This is a genomic window from Hydrogenophaga sp. IBVHS1 (assembly GCF_002127265.1).
GTDB lineage: Bacteria > Pseudomonadota > Gammaproteobacteria > Burkholderiales > Burkholderiaceae_C > Hydrogenophaga.
Genome location: NZ_NFUU01000002.1, coordinates 408383 through 425266 on the forward strand (window position 1 = coordinate 408383; position 16884 = coordinate 425266).

Below are 16884 nucleotides of genomic sequence, written 5' to 3' on the forward strand. Positions count from 1 at the left end.
CGGCCCATCGAAACGCCCGCGCATGCGGGTAAGCCCTTGGCCCTCCTCGCATGTGTTCCACGCCGGAACACATTGGATTAAGGGAAATCCCGAAGGTGAAACGTTGGCGCCGGAAGACGACGATTTGTCTGCCCTGCGCCCGAATGGCGGGGCACCCCACGCCAGGCCCGTTGCCATCGGGCCGCACCAGGAGACACGATGAAACCGAATCCATTCCCCGTCATCGGGCGGCGCACACTGGCCTGCCTTCTCACCCTGCTGGCCTTCGCGGGCAGCGCACTGGCGCAGCAAGCCCCGGCCAAGGGTTCGGCGGCGCACATCAGCACCACGGTGAACAAGGTGAACGCCGCGTTCATGAAAAACAACGCGAAGCAGACCGCCGACTGGCCCAGCTACGGGCTGGATTACGCCGAGACGCGCCACTCGAAGCTGAACCAGATCACCACCAACAACGTGAAGGAACTCGGCCTGGTCTGGTCGTACAACCTCGAATCCTCGCGCGGCGTGGAGTCCACACCTCTGGTGGTCGACGGCATCATGTACGTCACGGCGTCCTGGAGCATCGTGCACGCGGTGAACGTGCGCACCGGGCAGCGCATCTGGACGTTTGACCCCAAGGTCTCGCGCGAAGCCGGCTACAAGGGCTGCTGCGACGTGGTCAACCGCGGCGTGGCGCTGCACGAGGGCAAGGTGTTCGTGGCCGCGTACGACGGCCGCCTGATCGCGCTGGACGCGGCCACCGGCGCCAAGGTGTGGGAGAAGGACACCATCATTGACCGCAAGTTCAGCTACACCATCACCGGTGCGCCGCGCGTCTTCAAGGGCAAGGTGATCATCGGCAACGGCGGTGCCGAGTACGGCGTGCGCGGCTACATCACGGCCTACGACGCGAAGACCGGCGACCAGAAATGGCGCTGGTTCACCGTGCCGGGTGACCCGAGCAAGCCGTTTGAAGACGAATCGATGGCCAGGGCCGCGAAGACCTGGGACCCCGCCGGCAAGTGGTGGGAGGCCGGTGGCGGCGGCACCGCGTGGGACGCCATGGCGTTCGACCCCGACCTCAACCTGATGTACATCGGCACCGGCAACGGTTCGCCGTGGGCGCAGAAGAAGCGCAGCCCGGCCGGCGGCGACAACCTCTACCTCGCCTCCATCGTCGCGCTCAACCCCGACACCGGCAAGTACGTCTGGCACTACCAGGAAACCCCGGGCGACAACTGGGACTACACCTCCACGCAGCCGATGATCCTGGCCGACATCAAGGTCGGCAACAAGCCGCGCAAGGTGATCCTGCACGCACCCAAGAACGGTTTCTTCTTCGTCATTGACCGCACCAACGGCAAGTTCATCTCGGCGAAAAATTTCGTCGACGTGAACTGGGCCACCGGCTACGACAAGAACGGCCGCCCGATCGAGACCGCTGCCGCCCGCACGGCCGACCGCCCGCGCGAAATCATCCCCAGCGCCTTCGGTGCACGCAACTGGCATTCCATGTCGTACAACCCGGCCACGGGCCTGGTCTACATGCCGGTGCAGGGCGTGCCACTCACGCTCATGGACAACAAGGACTGGAAGTTCAACGCCGACCGACCCGGCGAGCCGCACGCCAACATGGGCTGGAACCTGGCCACCTTCGCCAACGTGGAGCCGCCCACCAGCAAGCCCTTCGGCCGCCTGGTGGCCTGGGACCCGATCAAGCAGGAGGCGCGCTGGACCAAGGAGCAGATCTCGCCCTGGAACGGGGGCACCCTCACCACCGCCGGCAACCTTGTGTTCCAGGGCACGGCCGACGGCCGCTTCATCGCCTACAACGCCGCCACGGGCGAGCAGCTGTGGGAAACGCCCACCGGTACCGGTGTGATTGCCGCGCCATCCACCTACCTGGTCGACGGCAAGCAGTACGTGTCCATCGCGGTGGGCTGGGGCGGTGTGTACGGTCTGGCGCAGCGCGCCACCGACCGGCAAGGCCCGGGCACGGTCTACACCTTCGCGGTGGGCGGCAAGGCGCAGCCCCCGGCGTTCGTCAATTACCAGCTCGGCAAGCTTGTGGCGGGTGTGAAGTACGACCCCGCCCATGTGCCCGCCGGCACCGGGCTCTACGTGAGCAACTGCGTGTTCTGCCACGGCGTTCCCGGTGTGGATCGGGGCGGCAACATTCCCAACCTCGGCTACATGGACGCGTCCTTCATCGAGAATCTCGACAAGTTCGTGTTCAACGGTCCGGCCTCCGCGCGCGGCATGCCGGACTTCACCGGTAAGCTCAGCCCCGATGACGTCCAGAAAATCAAAGCGTTCATTCAAGGCACAGCCGATGCCATTCGGCCGAAGAACTAGATGCGCCTGTCTTGTTCTGCTGGCGACAAGCAGCTTTGCACACGCCCAGACCCCTGAGCGCGAGGACACCGCTGGCGCGCTGGCGCCAGTGATCGTGACGGGGGAGAGCGCCTGGCAAAGCAGCTGGCGCTCGCCGGGTTCGGTGGAGGTGATCGAAGGCGAAGAGCTGCGCGCCGGCCAGTTGCAGATCAACCTCTCCGAAGGCCTCGGCCGCGTGCCGGGCCTCGTGGTGCGCAACCGCCAGAACTACGCGCAGGATTTGCAGATTTCGGTGCGCGGGTATGGCGCCCGTGCGCCGTTCGGTGTGCGCGGCGTGCGCCTGTATGTGGACGGCATTCCGGCCAGCGCGCCGGATGGGCAGGGCCAGGCGGCGAATTTTCCGCTGGGCAGTGCCGAACGCATCGAGGTGATCCGGGGGCCGTTCTCCGCGTTGTACGGCGCTTCCGCAGGCGGCGCCATCGCGCTCTACACGCAGGACGGCCAGGAGCCCACCGAGTGGCGCACCGGGGTGGCCACGGGAGCCAACGGTTTGTGGCGCCTGTCCACCCAGCTCAGTGGCCGCACGGGCAGCGAGGCCGCGCCCGGCTGGGGCTACACACTCGACGTGGGCAAGTTCGCCACCGGCGGCGAGCGTGCGCAATCTGCGGCCTCGCGCGCCAGCGGCAACCTCAAGCTCACGCGCGCCCACGAAGGCGGGCGCAGCGTGCTGGTGTTCAACCGCCAGATCAGTGCCGCGCAAGACCCGCTGGGCCTCACGCGCGCCGAGTTCAACGCCGACCCGGGCCAGACCACGGCCGTGGCCACCCAGTTCGACACCCGCAAGACCGTTTCGCAAACCCAGCTTGGGCTGGCGTGGGAACAAGCGCTGGGGCAGGGCCACCGCATCGAGCTCATGGGCTACGGCGGCCAGCGCGGCGTGCGGCAGTTTCAGGCCATTCCCACCGGCGCGCAGATTCCACCCGGCAGCGCTGGTGGCGTGATCGACCTGGCGCGCGACTACTGGGGCTGGAACGCTCGCTGGCGTCTCGACCGCACCTACGACAACGGGCAGCGCCTCACCGTGAGCGCCGGCCTGGCGCTGGACCGGCAGAGCGAAGTGCGCCGGGGGTACGAGAACTTCATCGGCCCCACGCTGGGTGTGCTGGGCAACCTGCGCCGCGACGAGACCAACCGTGCCAGCACGCTCGACCCCTACGTGCAGGCCGAGTGGCGCACCGACGCCACCACGCTGATGGCGGGCCTGCGGCATTCCACCGTGCGCTTCACCTCGGCAGACCGCTACATCGCCGCGGGCAACCCGGACGACAGCGGGAGCGTGCGCTTCGATGGTTTCAGCCCCGTGCTCGGCGTGCGCCGCGAGATCACGCCGCAGCTGCAGGCTTTCGCCAGCCTCGGCCGTGGTCTGGAAACGCCCACGCTGAACGAAGTGGCCTACCGTGCTTCGGGCCTCACGGGTCTGAACCCCGCGCTCAACGCCTCGCGCAGCTTGAGCGCAGAAGGGGGCTTGCGCGGCCGGCAGGGCTGGGGCACCTGGAGCGCAACGCTGTTTGAAACCCGCACGCGCGATGAAATCGTGGTGCTCTCCAACAGCGGCGGTCGGTCCACCTTTCAGAACGCCGGGCGCACGCGCCGCCACGGGCTGGAGCTCTCAGGCGTGCTCGAGTGGGGGCCGTTCACCGTGACCCCGGCCTACACCTGGATGGACGCGCGCTACCGCGACGGTTTCCTCACCTGCACCGCCACGCCCTGCGCCACGCCCACCGTGCCAGTGGCAGCCGGCAACCGCATGCCCGGGCTGGCAAGGCAGCAGGCCTTTGTGCAGGTGGCGTGGAAACCGGGCTGGGCCGGCAGCGTGTTTTCGCTGGAAGCCACGCACACCGGGCGCATGGCAGTGAACGACCGCAACACCGATTTCGCCGAGGCCAGCACTTTGTTCAACCTGGGCGTGCGCTTCGAGCAGAACCGGGGCGACTGGACCTGGCGCCAGTTCCTGCGCATCGACAACCTCACGGATCGCGTGCATGCGGGTTCGGTGATCGTCAACGAAGGCAACGGCCGCTTCTTTGAACCTGGCGCGAGACGCTCGGTGTTCGTGGGCGTGGAGCTGGTGCGGCGGTTTCCCTAGGGCCGCGCCGGCAGTTTCATGAAATCGATCAGCGTCTGCGCGACCACCAGGTGCCCGCTGGAGCCCCAGTGGGTGTTGTTGGGCAGGTAGACGTCCTGGTGCCCCCGGTCGATAGCGGAGATCAACGCCTGGTCCAGGCGCGGCATCACCGCGGGGTGCCGCTGCGAGAGCTCTGCGAGCTGGCTCAACGATTGGAGATCCCGGCGGGTTGTCCAGGGGCTGTAGGCGGTCAGTTTGTCGGGCGGCACCAAGAGAATGAATCGGGTGTGGCCGTTGGCTTCCACCCTTTGCCGCAGCTTCTCGATGCGGCAGCTCAACTCGTCGAGCCCTGCCTCCCGCCACTGGGCAACTTTCTCCACATCGCCACGGAACACCAGCGTGCTCGATGGTTTTGCGCTGGAGAACAAATCTGGCCGACTCAGCCCGATGATCAGCGCCTTGGTGGGCTCGTAGTCGAAAGCCCTGCGGACCACGCTGTACACCACATGTTTTGCGGCGTGGGCCAGTTTGACATCCCGCCAATCGCTCCAGTGGGTCTGCCGGTGCAGGATTCGGGGATGGTCGATGGTGGGCAGGGCCGATGCAGGTTTCGCCGCGACAGGGCGGAGGATGGGCAGCACAGGAACGAAACCGTCGCACTGAACATCCTTGCCGATCTGTGAGGGGAAGTGCCGCTCGGTGTAGGTGAGCACGAAGTACCTCGGTGGCTGCAAAGCAAAGACGCTGCTCTGCAGAATCTCTTGCACCGTGGTGGTGTACGAACTCACCGTGACGATCGACATGCCAGTGGCTGCGGCGACCTGGTTCTGCCATTGGTGAAGCGGCATGGCCATGGCGAACGAATCGCCGACCACCACCATGTCGTGCTTCCGGGTGTAGTCCTCCTGGGTGTACCGTGGTTGATCGAACACCGCCTGCGGTCCATTCCAGCCATGGTCCCGCTCCGCATGCGAGCCGATTCGGGTGAGATCCCCGTCCAGGGGTTGCAGGTAGATGCCGACGCAGAAGAACAGTGCCGCCGGCAGGAACGCCAGCAGGAGGATTCCGATGGAGAAGTTCCGGTGCGCTCTAGAACTGGAAGTAGAGAAACTCACTGACTTGACCCATGTCGAGTATGGCCTTGAAGAGAGACAGTGCGATCAGCACGGTCCACAAGAGGGTGGGCCGCCAACGGATGCGACTGTTCGTCGTCACGGAGGCGAGGGCAGGTTGGTGGTCGGCCAGGATCTCCTGTGAGTTCGGAAAGAACCACACCACGGTGGCACACAGAATCAGGGCGAGAAGCAGCTTCGAAGGCGCCGAAGAGATGTGGTTGTAGGCGGTGAAATCGTCCGTGCTGATGGGAATGCCGTTCAGACCCGCCATGGCCTCGATCATGGTCATGGCGGCCGGCATGTTTGCGGCCCTGAAGAACACCCAGGCGATCACCACCGCCACGAAGGTCAGGCCGGTGGCCAGCCACCGGCCCGCGGCTGTTGGCGTTTGCAGGCCGTCCCCCTGCCGCGCGCGCCAGCTGCGCCAGGCATGGTTGACCATGAGGTACAGGCCGTGCAGCGCCCCCCACGCCACAAAGGTCCACCCGGCGCCATGCCACAGGCCGCCCAGCACCATGGTGATGAACAGGTTCAGATGCCTTCGCCACTTGCCCCTGCGGTTGCCGCCCAGCGAAATGTAGAGGTAGTCGCGCAGAAAGCGAGACAGGGTCATGTGCCAGCGCCGCCAGAACTCGATGATGTTGACGGCCTTGTACGGCGAGTTGAAATTCAGCGGCAACCGGACACCGAACAGGCATGACAGGCCGATCGCCATGTCGCAATAAGCCGAAAAATCAAAGTACAGCTGAAACGAAAATGCGAGCGCGCCGCCCCAGGCCTCGAACATCGAAAGCGCATGGCCCGCTGCGGCGGCATCGAATGCCGGGCTGGCATACGGGGCGATGCCGTCCGCAATGACCACCTTCTTGAACAACCCGATCGTGAAGATCGCGATGCCGGCAGCGAACTGATCCCACTTCGGTCTGTAGGTGAGCTTGTTCGCGAACTGCGGCATCATTTCCTTGTGGTGCAACACCGGCCCCGCGATCAGGTGGGGGAAGTAGGTGACGAACAGACCGTAGTGAATGAAGTTGGTCTCCTTCACTTCGCCTCTGTGCGCATCCACCAGGAAGGCAATCTGCGTGAAGGTGAAAAAGGAAATGCCGATGGGCAGGATGATCTGCTCGATCTGCCAAGGATCACCCAGCAGGGCTCCTGTACTCGACACGAAGAAGTTGGCGTACTTGTAGTAGCCCAGCAGCAGCAGGTTGCTCGTGATTCCGAAGCGAATGAGCCATTTCGCTTTCAGATCCTGCCCCCCGGCGGCATACCGGCTGAGGTTGACGCCGACGATGTAGTTGAAAGTGATCGAGCCCAGCAGCAACGGCACGTAGGCCACATTCCACATGCCGTAGAACACCAGCGACGCACCGAGCAGCCATGCAGCGGCGGCGGTGGTGTGGTACCTCCCGACCAGAAAAAAACCGCCAAGAGCGACCGGGAGGAAGAAGAAGAGAAAGGTGTAGGAGTTGAACAGCACGTCGCATCAAGTGAATTGATGGAATGCCGCGTCGCCTGGCCTGAGAGGGCCTGGACGAGCGCGGACGGTGCTGGAATCTAGCGATTGCGGGCGGCGGCAATCAGCAAAGTGCTGAAGCGCTGCGCAGAGGGCACGAAGGGTGCTGCTTCAGGTCTGGGAAGGGCGATTCATCCCACGAGCATGTCGCTCGGTGAGGGAGGTGGGTGTTACTTCTTTACCCGCGCAAGCATCAGCTCGGTGTTCGCCTTGCGGTCCGCGTTCACCTTCTGCACGGTGGCGCGCTCGCCCACCGTCTTCAGGTACTCGCGCACCGGCAGACCGGCCATGTAGTCGCGGCCATAGATGATCTTGGTGGCGCTGGCCACCAGTGGCAGGTGCACGGCGGCCGCGCAGTCGGCCAGGGTGAACTGGCTGCCAGCCACGAAGGGAGAGAACTTTGCGATCTGGCCGAACGCTGCAATGTTCTTTTCCAGTTGCTGGCCAATCTTCTCCTTGGCCGTCTCGCTCACCTTGCCGCCGAAGAAGGCCTCGGGGTAGAGGTTGCGGGCCACGAGCTCGAGGTGCAGTTCGATGTAACGCAGCAGCTCGCGCACCTTGGCCGCCTCGAACGCGTCCTGTGGCATGAGCGGTTTCTGCGGGTAGGCGTCTTCCACGTACTCCAGGATCACGGTCGATTCCGACATGGCGCCCTGGTCGGTCTTGAGGTAGGGCACCTTGCCCAGCGGGCTGCAGGCAATGTCGGTTTCGCCGACCCAGTCCAGTTCCTCTTCGAACGGCACGCCTTTTTCCAGCAGCGCGAGTTTGACCTTGTTGTAGTAGTTGCTGGCCGAGAAGCCGCAGAGGGTGAGCATGTGGGTGTCTCCTGGGGTGGTTTTGTTGAACGATCCTAGCCTTGCCCTGGCCGCGCGGGCGTCCCGCAGTTGACGCGCTGATAAACTTGCCGGCTCATGCCGATGTCCCGATTCACCCGCCGTTTTGCCGCCTGGCTGGCCATGCTTGCCATGCTGATGGGCGCGTTCGCGCCCGCCGTGGCGCAGGCGGTGGTGGCTTCACAAGGTGGAGAAGGCTGGGTGCAGGTTTGCAGCGCCAGCGGCATGGTGTGGGTAAAGGCCGATGGTCTGGAAGACCCGGCTGCCGGCAAACCCATGGCCGATGCCTCGCGCCACTGCCCGTGGTGCAGCCTGCAAGGTGCAGCTGGTCTGCCACCCTTGATCAGTTCGACATCGTTCGCGCTGGCCATGCCGACCGGGTTGCCGCAGGCGCGTTTTCAATCGGCGATTCCCGCGTCGCCATGGCCCGCCGCGCTGTCGCGCGCGCCGCCCCGGGTCTAGCGAACCGCGCGGCGTTTTCGCTGCGCTGCCTGTCGTGCCCCCGCCGCTTCGCGGCCCGGGCCATGCCCTCCCTCATTCGCTGGATTCCGTCATGAACAAATTTCTCATCGCTTCGCTGCTGGCCCTCACCTCCAGCGCCTGGGCTCAGGCCCCCGCCGCCAACGTCGAAGTCAAAGACGCCTGGGTGCGCGCCACCGTGGCCCAGCAGAAGGCCACCGGTGCCTTCATGCAGCTCACCGCAAAGGTCGAAACGCGCCTGGTGGCGGTGAAGTCTCCCGTTGCTGGCGTGGTCGAAGTCCACGAAATGGCCATGGAGAAGGACGTGATGAAAATGCGCGCCCTCACCGCCGGCCTGAGCCTTCCCGCAGGCAAGGCAGTCGAACTCAAGCCGGGCAGCTACCACGTGATGCTGATGGACCTGAAGGGACCCGTGAAGGCGGGCGACGTGGTGCCTGTTACGCTGGTCTTTGAAAGCCAGGACGGCAAGCGCGAGACGCTGGAGGTGAAAGCCACGGCTCGCCCACTGGGCGGTGCCGGTGGCGCCGCACCTGCCGCCGCCGATCACGGCAAACACAAACACTGAGGCTATGGCTTCCCTTGAACACGCGTCCATGCGGGACGCGGGGATCAGGCCGTCCCACGCCTCCGGTTTTCATGCGGTGGCCTGGCGCTGGCACTTCTACACAGGGCTCTACGTGGTGCCCTTTCTGCTCATGCTCGCGGTCACCGGCGCGGTGATGGTGTTTTTTACCGGCTTCCAGACGCGGCTCGGCCCGGTGGTTCATGTCACGCCGCAGGCGGTGGCCCAACCGGTGAGCGCGCAGGCGCAGGCCGTGATGGAGCTGCGCTCGCAAGGCGCGCTGCTCGAATATGTGGCCCCGCGCGCCCCTGACCAGGCCAGCTGGTTCGTGGTGGCGCGCGACGGCCTCACCGAAGCGGTGGCGGTAGACCCCTACAGTGCGCGCGTGCTGCACCTGGTCGACAAGGACGACACCGTGTTCGCCTGGGCGCAGCGCATCCACGGCACCCTGCTCATGGACGATCTGGGCGACCGCCTGATCGAGATCGCCGCCGGCTTCGGTGTGGTGATGATCCTCACCGGCATCTACCTGTGGTGGCCACGCGGTGGCACGCGCTGGGCTCAGGTGCTGGTGCCGGATCTGCGCCTCAAGGGCCGTCTGTGGTGGCGTTCGCTGCATGGCAGCGTGGGGTTCTGGATCAGCGCGGTTTTGCTGGCCTTTCTGCTCACGGGGCTGTCGTGGGCCGGCATCTGGGGTGGCAAGGTCGTTCAACCCTGGGGATCTTTCCCCGCGGAGAAATGGGACAACGTGCCCATGTCCGATGCCACGCACGCCCGTCTCAATGCGACAGGCCAGCACGAAGTGCCGTGGGGACTCGAGCAGACGCAGCTGCCCGCTTCTGGCTCCGATGCGGGCACAGTGGGCGTGCCTGCCGGTCAGCCCGTGAACCTGGACACCGTGGCCGCGCTGGCGAGGCAGCTCGGCTTTGAAGGCCAGCACCACATCCAGTTGCCGCAGGAAGACAACGGTGTGTTCACGATCTCGGCCGACACCATGAGCGGTGACCTGCGCAACCCCACGCGCGACCGCACGGTGCATGTGGACCGGTACAGCGGCCGCGTGATTGCCGAGGCCGCGTTCGCCGACTACTCGCTGGTGGCGAAAGGCATGGCGGTGGGCATCGCACTGCACCAGGGCGACCTGGGGCTCTGGAACGCAGCGCTCAACCTGCTGTTCTGCGCGGGCGTGGCGTTGCTGTGCATCAGCGGCATGGTGATGTGGTGGAAGCGGCGGCCTGCTGGCAGCGGCTGGCGCATCGTGGCACCGCCTGTGCCGCGCGATCTGCCGTTGTGGAAGGGAGGCGCCGCCTTGATGTGCGCAGTGGCACTGGCGTTCCCGCTCAGTGGCGCGGTGCTGCTGGCGCTGCTGTTGCTGGACTGGCTGGTGGTCTCGCGCCTGCCGGTGCGGGTGGCGAGTTAGCGCCCGATCCGCGCTCGAAGGTGACCACATGGTCCACCTCGGCGCGGATGCCGATCCACTCGCCCACCGCGTGGTTGTGGTGCGATGGCACGTGCGTCATCAGCACCTCGCCGCTGGCCAGGCGCAGGGTGTACAGAAACTCCGAACCCCGGAACGCCTTGCGCAGGATCTGCGCCTTCACCGGCGCATGGTCGTCGTGCACGATGTCGTCGGCGCGCAGCAGCACATCGCACAGCCCCGCCTCGTAGGCCGTGGGCAGCGGGCATTCCTCCACGTCTTGCAGCGCGCCCAGCGGCGTCTGCACCGTCACATCGTTGCCATCCATGCGGATCTGCGCTGGTGCGAACACGCCGTGCCCGATGAACTCGGCCACGAAGCGCGTGGCCGGGCGGTGGTAGAGCGCATAGGCGTCTTCCCACTGGTGCAGGTGGCCTTCGTGCATCACGCCGATCACGTCGCCGATGGCAAAAGCCTCGAGCTGGTCGTGCGTGACGAAGAGGGCTGTGGCACCGGCCGCTTTCAAGATGCCGCGCACCTCGTGTGCCAGCCGCTCGCGCAGGTCCACATCGAGATTGGAAAAGGGTTCGTCGAGCAGCAGCAGGCGAGGGCGCGGTGCCAGCGCGCGCGCCAGCGCCACGCGCTGCTGCTGCCCGCCCGAGAGCTCGTGCGGGTAGCGCGCCTGCATACCGGCCAGGCCCACCAGGCGCAGCACTTCGGCCACGCGCTCTTCGCGCTCGGCGCGCGGCAGCTTCTGGATGCCGAAGGCAATGTTTCGGCCCACGTCGAGGTGCGGAAAGAGGGCGTAGTCCTGGAACACCATGCCGATGCGGCGCTGCTCGGCCGGCATGTGGTGCTGGCCATCGCTCACGGTCTCGCCGCCAAGCACGATGCTGCCGCTGCTGGCGCGCTCCAGGCCGGCCACGGCGCGAAGCAGCGTCGTCTTGCCGCAACCCGATGGCCCGATGAGCACGCCGATGTCCCCCGCGCGCAGCCCGAGCGACACGCCATCCACGGCGGCCTGGGGCAGGCCGGCATAACGCACACTGAGCTGGGTGAGGTTCAGGAACATGGATGAGGCATTGTAGATAACTACAATTCTCATTTGTGTTGACGTGGGTCATAGGCCCTTCCATCTCTTCCCCTGCCCATGCCACGCTGGTTGTCTCCGACCCTTTTGATCCTGCTCGCTCTGGCACTCACGCTGCCGGTGCTGGCGTTGGTGGGGTCGTGGTTCCAGTTCGATGCCGTGGCGCGCGATGTGCTCGGGCAGATGGCGCAGACCGTGCTCCCGGAGTACGCGCTCACCACCCTGCTGCTCTGCGCGAGCGTGGCGGTGGGTGTGGGGGTGGTCGGCATGGCCACCGCCAGCATCGTTACCTTGTTTGAGTTTCCTGGCCGCCGCTTTTTCGAATGGGCGCTGTTGCTGCCGCTGGCCATGCCTGCCTATGTGGTGGCCTACGCCTACACCGACTTTTTGCAGTTCAGCGGTCCGCTGCAAGTCTGGTTGCGCGAAGGTTTTGGCCTGTCGGGCCGGGTGTTCCCCGAAATCCGCAACACGCCCGGGGCGGTCTGGGTCTTTACCTTTTCGCTGTATCCCTATGTGTACCTGCTCGCCCGCACCGCGCTGGGCGAGCGCGCCGCGCAACTGATGGAAGCCGCGAGGTTGCTGGGTGCGCCGCTGGCGCGCCGCATCCGCGAGGTGGCGCTGCCGCTGGCCCGCCCGGCCGTGGCGGCGGGCGTGGCGCTGGCGCTCATGGAAACGCTGGCCGACTTTGGCGTGGTCAGCTATTTCGGCGTGCAGACCTTCACCGCCGGCGTTTACAAGGCATGGCTTGCCATGGACAACCGCGCGGCGGCGGCCCAGCTGGCCACCATGCTGCTGGCCGTGGTGGCACTGCTGCTGTGGCTGGAGTTCCGTGCACAGCGCCGCATGAGGTTTGCCACCTTGCGCGGCCAGCGCGCGGGCAGTGCCGAGGCACAACCCGTGCGCCTGATCGGCGGTCGCGCGGTGGCCGCGGTGGCGGTTTGCGCGCTGCCGATCCTGTTCGGCTTCGTGCTGCCGGTGGTGTTCATGCTGCGGCCACTCGTGGGCGGCTGGGACACCCTGCCCTGGACCGCGTTTCTGCAGTGGTCTCGCAACAGCGTGTGGCTCGCGGGGCTGGCTGCCGCACTGGCCACCGGCATCGCGCTGGCATTGGCCTTTGCGCTGCGCGCGCGTCCCGGCCCGCTCACGCGTGGCGTGGTACAGCTCGCCAGCCTGGGCTACGCCGTGCCCGGCGCTGTGATTGTGGTGGGCCTGCTTCTGCCGGTGGGCTGGTTGCAGGCCGTCAAGCCCGACACCAGCGTGGGCTATTTCGTCACCGCCACCGTGCTCGGCATCGTGTGGGCCTACCTGGTGCGGTTCACGGCGGTGGCGCTGCAATCGGTGCAGAGCGGCTACACGCGCATTCCCGCCAGCCTCGACGATTCCGCCCGCATGCTCGGCACCACCGGGCTGGGTCTGGCCATGCGCGTGCACTGGCCGCTGCTCAAGCGCTCCACCGCAGCGGCTGCGCTGCTGGTGTTCGTGGACGTGATGAAGGAGCTGCCCGCCACGCTCGTGCTGCGCCCCTTCAACAGCGACACCCTGGCCGTGGTGACCTACCAGCTCGCGCGCGACGAGCGTCTGGGCGAGGCCGCGCTGCCCGCGCTCACGCTGGTGCTGGTGGGCCTGGTGCCGGTGATTCTGCTGAGCCGCACCTTGCGACAGCGGTAAGCGGGTGTTGCGCAGCTTGTGCCGTGCATGGCGCGCTGCTTTAATGCCCCGATGAAAAATTCCACTGAAGATCGCCGTCAGTTCCTCTCACTGGCCGCCGTCACCAGCATCGGTGCCTTCCTCGCCGGCTGCTCCATCCGACCTCCGCTGCCAGGGCAGGCGCCCGCCAGCCCTGCCTACAAGCGTGAAGCCGCGACCCATCTTTACCGCAAATACCCTGATCGCATCCACCACGGCAAGTTGCCTCCGATGCTCTACGCCATCGGTGTGCTTGAGATCGAGGTGCTGCAGGGTGGGCGCGTGGGCGCCACGCGCTGGCTGCGCGGGCCGAGCCATGCGCCCGAGGTGATGGCCGAGATCGAACGCCTGGTGCGCGCCGCCGCGCCGTTTCCCTCGCCTGGCGGGTTCGGGCGGGTGCAGTACGTGGACACCTGGCTGTGGGACCGCAGCGGGCGCTTCCAGCTCGACACGCTGACCGAAGGCCAGCTCTGAGCGCTCAGCCGGCCGGCATCTCCCTCGGTCCGCCGTTCACGCCCCATGGGGTGCCGAAGCGGTCGGTCACCATGCCGAAGGTATCGGCCCAGAAAGTTTCGCCCAGCGGCATGCCGACTTTGCCGCCTTCAGCCAGCGCGTTGAACACGCGCGTGGCTTCGGCCACGGTGGGGTAGGTGATGGCCATCATGCAGCCCTGAATGCCCTGGAACGGCACGCCGGGTGGCGCGTCGCCGGCCATGATGGCGAAGTCGGGGTGTACCAGGTAGGCGTGCATGATGCGGTCGGCCTGGCCGGGTGGCACGGGTTCGCCACCGGGCATCTCGCCGTAGGTGATGAGCGCTTCAAGCTTGGCGCCAAGCACCTTGGCGTAGAACTTCATGGCTTCGGCGCAGTTGCCGTCGTAAGACAGGTAGGCAGATAGCTGAACTGACATGGACATCTCCGGATGAGTTGAGGGAATCCCGGGTCTCGAGGGAGCCCGGTTGCTCTGTCGGCATGGCTACGACGAAGCGGGCCGGGGCGTTTCGACAGCGTTGCAGAGGCCGGCGACGAATGGTCGGCAGGGTCCAGCGGCTACCATCGCTCCCCATGGCGCTGAACTGGGTCTGGATCGGATTCTTCACCGTGGCGTTCGCCACCGCTGTGGTGCGCTGGTTGCTCGGCGAATACGGCATCCTGCAGGCCCTGATGACCGCCATGTTCGATGGCGCGCGTTCCGGCTTCGAGATCTCCCTCGGCCTGGCCGGCATCATGGCGCTCTGGCTGGGGCTCATGCGCGTGGGCGAGCGCGCCGGCATGATCGAGCTGCTCGCCCGGCTGGCCGGTCCGCTGCTGCGGCGCCTGTTCCCCGAGGTACCCCAGGGCCACCCCGCGCAGGGCGCCATGACCATGAACATGTCGGCCAACCTGCTGGGGCTGGACAACGCCGCCACGCCGCTGGGCCTGAAGGCCATGCGCGAGCTGCAGACGCTCAACACCGAACCTCCGGGCACGGCCAGCCACGCGCAGATCATGTTCGTGGTGATGAACACGGCCGGCCTCACGCTGATTCCCACCTCGGTCATCGCCATCCGCCAGAGCATCGCCCTCAAGCAGGGCCTGGGGGCGGGGTTCAACGCGGCAGACATCTTTCTGCCCACTTTGCTGGTCACCTTCATGGCGCTGCTGGCTGGCGTGCTCGCGGTGGCGGTGTGCCAGCGCCTGCCGCTGTGGCGCGCGCGTTTTCTGCTGCCGGTGCTGGCGGTGGGTGGGCTGCTGGCGGCGGCCGTCACGGCGCTCTCGCAACTGCCCGCAGAGCAGGCGGCGCGGGTGGCGGGCACCACCGGCGCGGCCGTGATCCTGGGCGTGGTGATGCTGTTTGTGCTGGCGGGTGCCTGGAAGCGCATCAACGTGTACGACGCCTTCATTGAAGGCGCCAAGGAAGGCTTTGGCGTGGCGATCCAGATCGTGCCGTACCTCATCGCCATCCTGATTGCCATCGGCGTGTTTCGTGCCGCCGGCTGCATGGACTTTCTGCTCTCGGGCATTGGCGCGGCCGTGGCCGCCATGGGCTGGAACACCGATTTCCTGCCGGCGTTGCCGGTGGGTCTGATGAAGATCCTCTCTGGCGCGGGCGCACGCGGTCTGATGATCGACGTGATGCAGACGCACGGCGTGGATTCGTTCGCCGGGCGCCTGGCCGCCATCGTGCAGGGTTCCACCGAAACCACTTTTTATGTGCTCGCGGTGTACTTCGGCAGCGTGGGCGTGCAGCACGCGCGCTATGCCCTGGCCTGTGCGCTGTTTGCCGATGCCGTGGGGCTGGCGGCGGCCATTGGCGTGGGCTACGCCATGCTGCGCTGAAGCGCCGGGCGCATTGCTTCCACCCAGGCTTCAAAATCTGGCGCGCCCGACTCCGCACGCCGCAGCACCGCTGCCGGGTGGTGCACCACCCACACCGGCAGACCGTCGGCCCGTTGCCACCAGCTGCCCAGGCTTTGAGCCACGCCCACACTGCGACCGAGCACACTGGACGCAGCGGTGGCGCCCAGCGCGAGGATCGCCTGCGGTGCCACTAGCCGGATCTCCGCCTCCAGCCACTGTTCGCACGCCTCGGCCTCGCGCTGGCCGGGCGTCTTGTGCAGGCGGCGTTTGCCGCGCGGCAGGAAATGGAAATGCTTCACCGCGTTGGTGAGGTAGAGCTGCCCGGCAGGCCAGCCGAGTTCGACCAGGGCCCGGCGCAGCAGCTGGCCCGCAGGCCCCACGAACGGACGGCCCGCCAGGTCCTCCTGGTCTCCGGGTTGTTCGCCCACGATCATGAGTTGCGCGCCCACCGAGCCTTCGCCCCACACGGTCTGCGTGGCGGCCGCAGCCATGGGGCAATCGGTGCAGTGGCGCGCGCGCCGGCCCAGATCGGACAGTTGTTCCTGCGGTGTGCGCGGCGCTCGTTCGGCCACGCGGGGCACGCCGATGGGCATGCGCCGCTGCGATTCGCTGGCCTGCGCCACCATGCGCGCACTGCGCTCGGGCGCTTGCTGCAGCAAACCGGAGATGGCCTGCGTTTCGGGCAGGTTGTGCCAGTAGCGGCGCGGCATCTCGCGCAACATGGCGGCGGTCTTGACGCGCGAGGGGTTGAAGATGCTGCGGTAGTAGTCGAGCCAGAGCGCCTCACCGGCGTCGGGCGGCGGCGCCTCAGAGCGGTCCACGCCGGGTGTGAATTCCAGCCCTTCGCGGTTCCAGTGCACGCACAGCGCCGGGGTGAGGATGGCCCAGTGCATAGCGGCGAAACGCCTGGCGAAGAACGGCGCAGCGGCGCGCACGATGTGGTGCACCGGTTCGAACCACGCCACGTAGTGCACCTCGCCGTTGCCTTCGTCGAGCTGGCGAAAGCGCACGAAGGCGTGCATCTTGTGAATCTCGCGCCGAACCTCGCGCGCCATGCGCTCCAGCGAGAGTCGGCGCGGGTCCAGCGCGTCGCGCCAGCGACGCGGATCGTCAGCGAGATCGATGGCCAGTTCGTGCAGCCGCTCGTACCGGTCGGCTTGCGCGTGCAGGGCCACGGTCTCGGCCAGGGGCATGAAGCCGACAGGCAACTGCCGCAATGCGCGCCCTGGCACCGCCTCTGTGGGCGGCGGGGGCGCTGCTGTTCCATCGAGCAGGTCGCCTTGCGCTGCCTCACCCTCCGTCCACTTCACGTCTTGTGGCGCCGCGCCGCAGGCGAGCACGGCCGAAAGCGCGCGCAGCGCGTGCGTCACGTCGTTGGGTTGGTGGTCAACCTGCCAGTGCATGTCA

14 protein-coding genes are annotated in these 16884 nt (G+C 66.6%); 8 read left to right on the forward strand and 6 right to left on the reverse strand.

The genetic code is table 11. The annotated features are described in order from the left end of the window. Nucleotides 1–198 precede the first annotated feature (198 nt). Nucleotides 199–2334, forward strand: a complete 2136-nt coding sequence (locus CAP37_RS16665; protein ID WP_086125341.1) for a PQQ-dependent dehydrogenase, methanol/ethanol family — start codon at nt 199–201, stop codon at nt 2332–2334. Continuing rightward, nucleotides 2312–4459 (forward strand): TonB-dependent receptor domain-containing protein, encoded by a 2148-nt coding sequence (locus CAP37_RS16670; RefSeq protein ID WP_086125342.1) that lies wholly within the window; start codon nt 2312–2314, stop codon nt 4457–4459. The genes CAP37_RS16665 and CAP37_RS16670 overlap by 23 nt, the downstream gene beginning before the upstream one ends. Here the strand turns inward: CAP37_RS16670 and CAP37_RS16675 are convergent. The 3 genes from CAP37_RS16675 to CAP37_RS16685 form a co-directional block, all read right to left on the reverse strand. Continuing rightward, the gene (locus CAP37_RS16675; RefSeq protein WP_143435962.1) at nt 4456–5553 is read right to left on the reverse strand and encodes a hypothetical protein; all 1098 of its coding nucleotides are present in this window, start codon (nt 5551–5553) and stop codon (nt 4456–4458) included. The genes CAP37_RS16670 and CAP37_RS16675 overlap by 4 nt on opposite strands. Next, complete coding sequence (locus CAP37_RS16680; protein ID WP_086125344.1) at nt 5528–7033, reverse strand: MBOAT family protein; 1506 nt, start codon at nt 7031–7033, stop codon at nt 5528–5530. The genes CAP37_RS16675 and CAP37_RS16680 overlap by 26 nt, the downstream gene beginning before the upstream one ends. A 206-nt stretch (nt 7034–7239) precedes the next feature. Beyond that, entirely contained in the window at nt 7240–7884 is a 645-nt protein-coding gene (locus tag CAP37_RS16685; protein ID WP_086125345.1) for a glutathione S-transferase, read from the reverse strand. Nucleotides 7885–7986: 102 nt separating this feature from the next. On the opposite strand from CAP37_RS16685, the gene CAP37_RS16690 reads away from it, so the two are divergent. The 3 genes from CAP37_RS16690 (at nt 7987) to CAP37_RS16700 (ending at nt 10364) form a co-directional block, all read left to right on the forward strand. Beyond that, a complete protein-coding gene (locus CAP37_RS16690; protein ID WP_179190261.1) occupies nt 7987–8364 on the forward strand; it encodes a DUF2946 domain-containing protein in 378 nt (125 codons plus the stop codon). 91 nt (nt 8365–8455) lie between these two features. Continuing rightward, complete coding sequence (locus CAP37_RS16695; RefSeq protein WP_086125347.1) at nt 8456–8947, forward strand: copper chaperone PCu(A)C; 492 nt, start codon at nt 8456–8458, stop codon at nt 8945–8947. A 4-nt stretch (nt 8948–8951) separates the two neighbouring features. Then, nucleotides 8952–10364: a PepSY domain-containing protein gene (locus CAP37_RS16700; protein ID WP_218776872.1), complete on the forward strand. Its 1413-nt coding sequence runs from the start codon at nt 8952–8954 to the stop codon at nt 10362–10364. Here CAP37_RS16700 and CAP37_RS16705 read toward each other — a convergent pair. After that, nucleotides 10285–11433, reverse strand: coding sequence for an ABC transporter ATP-binding protein (locus CAP37_RS16705; protein WP_086125349.1), 1149 nt, complete (start codon nt 11431–11433; stop codon nt 10285–10287). The genes CAP37_RS16700 and CAP37_RS16705 overlap by 80 nt on opposite strands. Nucleotides 11434–11511: 78 nt before the next feature. On the opposite strand from CAP37_RS16705, the gene CAP37_RS16710 reads away from it, so the two are divergent. Both CAP37_RS16710 and CAP37_RS16715 read left to right on the forward strand, forming a co-directional pair. Continuing rightward, on the forward strand, nt 11512–13119 hold the full coding sequence (locus CAP37_RS16710) for an iron ABC transporter permease (protein ID WP_086125350.1): 1608 nt from the start codon (nt 11512–11514) through the stop codon (nt 13117–13119). 51 nt (nt 13120–13170) lie between these two features. After that, nucleotides 13171–13611, forward strand: coding sequence for a hypothetical protein (locus tag CAP37_RS16715; RefSeq protein WP_086125351.1), 441 nt, complete (start codon nt 13171–13173; stop codon nt 13609–13611). A gap of 4 nt (nt 13612–13615) precedes the next feature. On the opposite strand, the gene CAP37_RS16720 is transcribed toward CAP37_RS16715, so the two are convergent. After that, nucleotides 13616–14047: a VOC family protein gene (locus CAP37_RS16720; protein ID WP_086125352.1), complete on the reverse strand. Its 432-nt coding sequence runs from the start codon at nt 14045–14047 to the stop codon at nt 13616–13618. A 155-nt stretch (nt 14048–14202) separates the two neighbouring features. Between CAP37_RS16720 and CAP37_RS16725 the strand changes: the two genes are divergently transcribed. Further along, nucleotides 14203–15456 (forward strand): nucleoside recognition domain-containing protein, encoded by a 1254-nt coding sequence (locus tag CAP37_RS16725; RefSeq protein ID WP_086125353.1) that lies wholly within the window; start codon nt 14203–14205, stop codon nt 15454–15456. Here CAP37_RS16725 and CAP37_RS16730 read toward each other — a convergent pair. Further along, nucleotides 15438–16880 carry a UdgX family uracil-DNA binding protein gene (locus tag CAP37_RS16730; RefSeq protein WP_086125354.1) on the reverse strand — a complete coding sequence of 481 codons (1443 nt, stop codon included), beginning with the start codon at nt 16878–16880 and terminating at the stop codon, nt 15438–15440. The genes CAP37_RS16725 and CAP37_RS16730 overlap by 19 nt on opposite strands. Between the last annotated feature and the right edge of the window lie 4 nt (nt 16881–16884).

Coding starts and splice junctions, on each gene's coding strand:
- CAP37_RS16665 (WP_086125341.1), top strand. CDS start 199: ATGAAACCGAATCCATTCCCCGTCATCGGGCGGCGCACACTGGCCTGC.
- CAP37_RS16670 (WP_086125342.1), top strand. CDS start 2,312: ATGCCATTCGGCCGAAGAACTAGATGCGCCTGTCTTGTTCTGCTGGCG.
- CAP37_RS16685 (WP_086125345.1), bottom strand. CDS start 7,884: ATGCTCACCCTCTGCGGCTTCTCGGCCAGCAACTACTACAACAAGGTC.
- CAP37_RS16690 (WP_179190261.1), top strand. CDS start 7,987: ATGTCCCGATTCACCCGCCGTTTTGCCGCCTGGCTGGCCATGCTTGCC.
- CAP37_RS16695 (WP_086125347.1), top strand. CDS start 8,456: ATGAACAAATTTCTCATCGCTTCGCTGCTGGCCCTCACCTCCAGCGCC.
- CAP37_RS16700 (WP_218776872.1), top strand. CDS start 8,952: ATGGCTTCCCTTGAACACGCGTCCATGCGGGACGCGGGGATCAGGCCG.
- CAP37_RS16705 (WP_086125349.1), bottom strand. CDS start 11,433: ATGTTCCTGAACCTCACCCAGCTCAGTGTGCGTTATGCCGGCCTGCCC.
- CAP37_RS16710 (WP_086125350.1), top strand. CDS start 11,512: ATGCCACGCTGGTTGTCTCCGACCCTTTTGATCCTGCTCGCTCTGGCA.
- CAP37_RS16715 (WP_086125351.1), top strand. CDS start 13,171: ATGAAAAATTCCACTGAAGATCGCCGTCAGTTCCTCTCACTGGCCGCC.
- CAP37_RS16720 (WP_086125352.1), bottom strand. CDS start 14,047: ATGTCAGTTCAGCTATCTGCCTACCTGTCTTACGACGGCAACTGCGCC.
- CAP37_RS16725 (WP_086125353.1), top strand. CDS start 14,203: ATGGCGCTGAACTGGGTCTGGATCGGATTCTTCACCGTGGCGTTCGCC.
- CAP37_RS16730 (WP_086125354.1), bottom strand. CDS start 16,880: ATGCACTGGCAGGTTGACCACCAACCCAACGACGTGACGCACGCGCTG.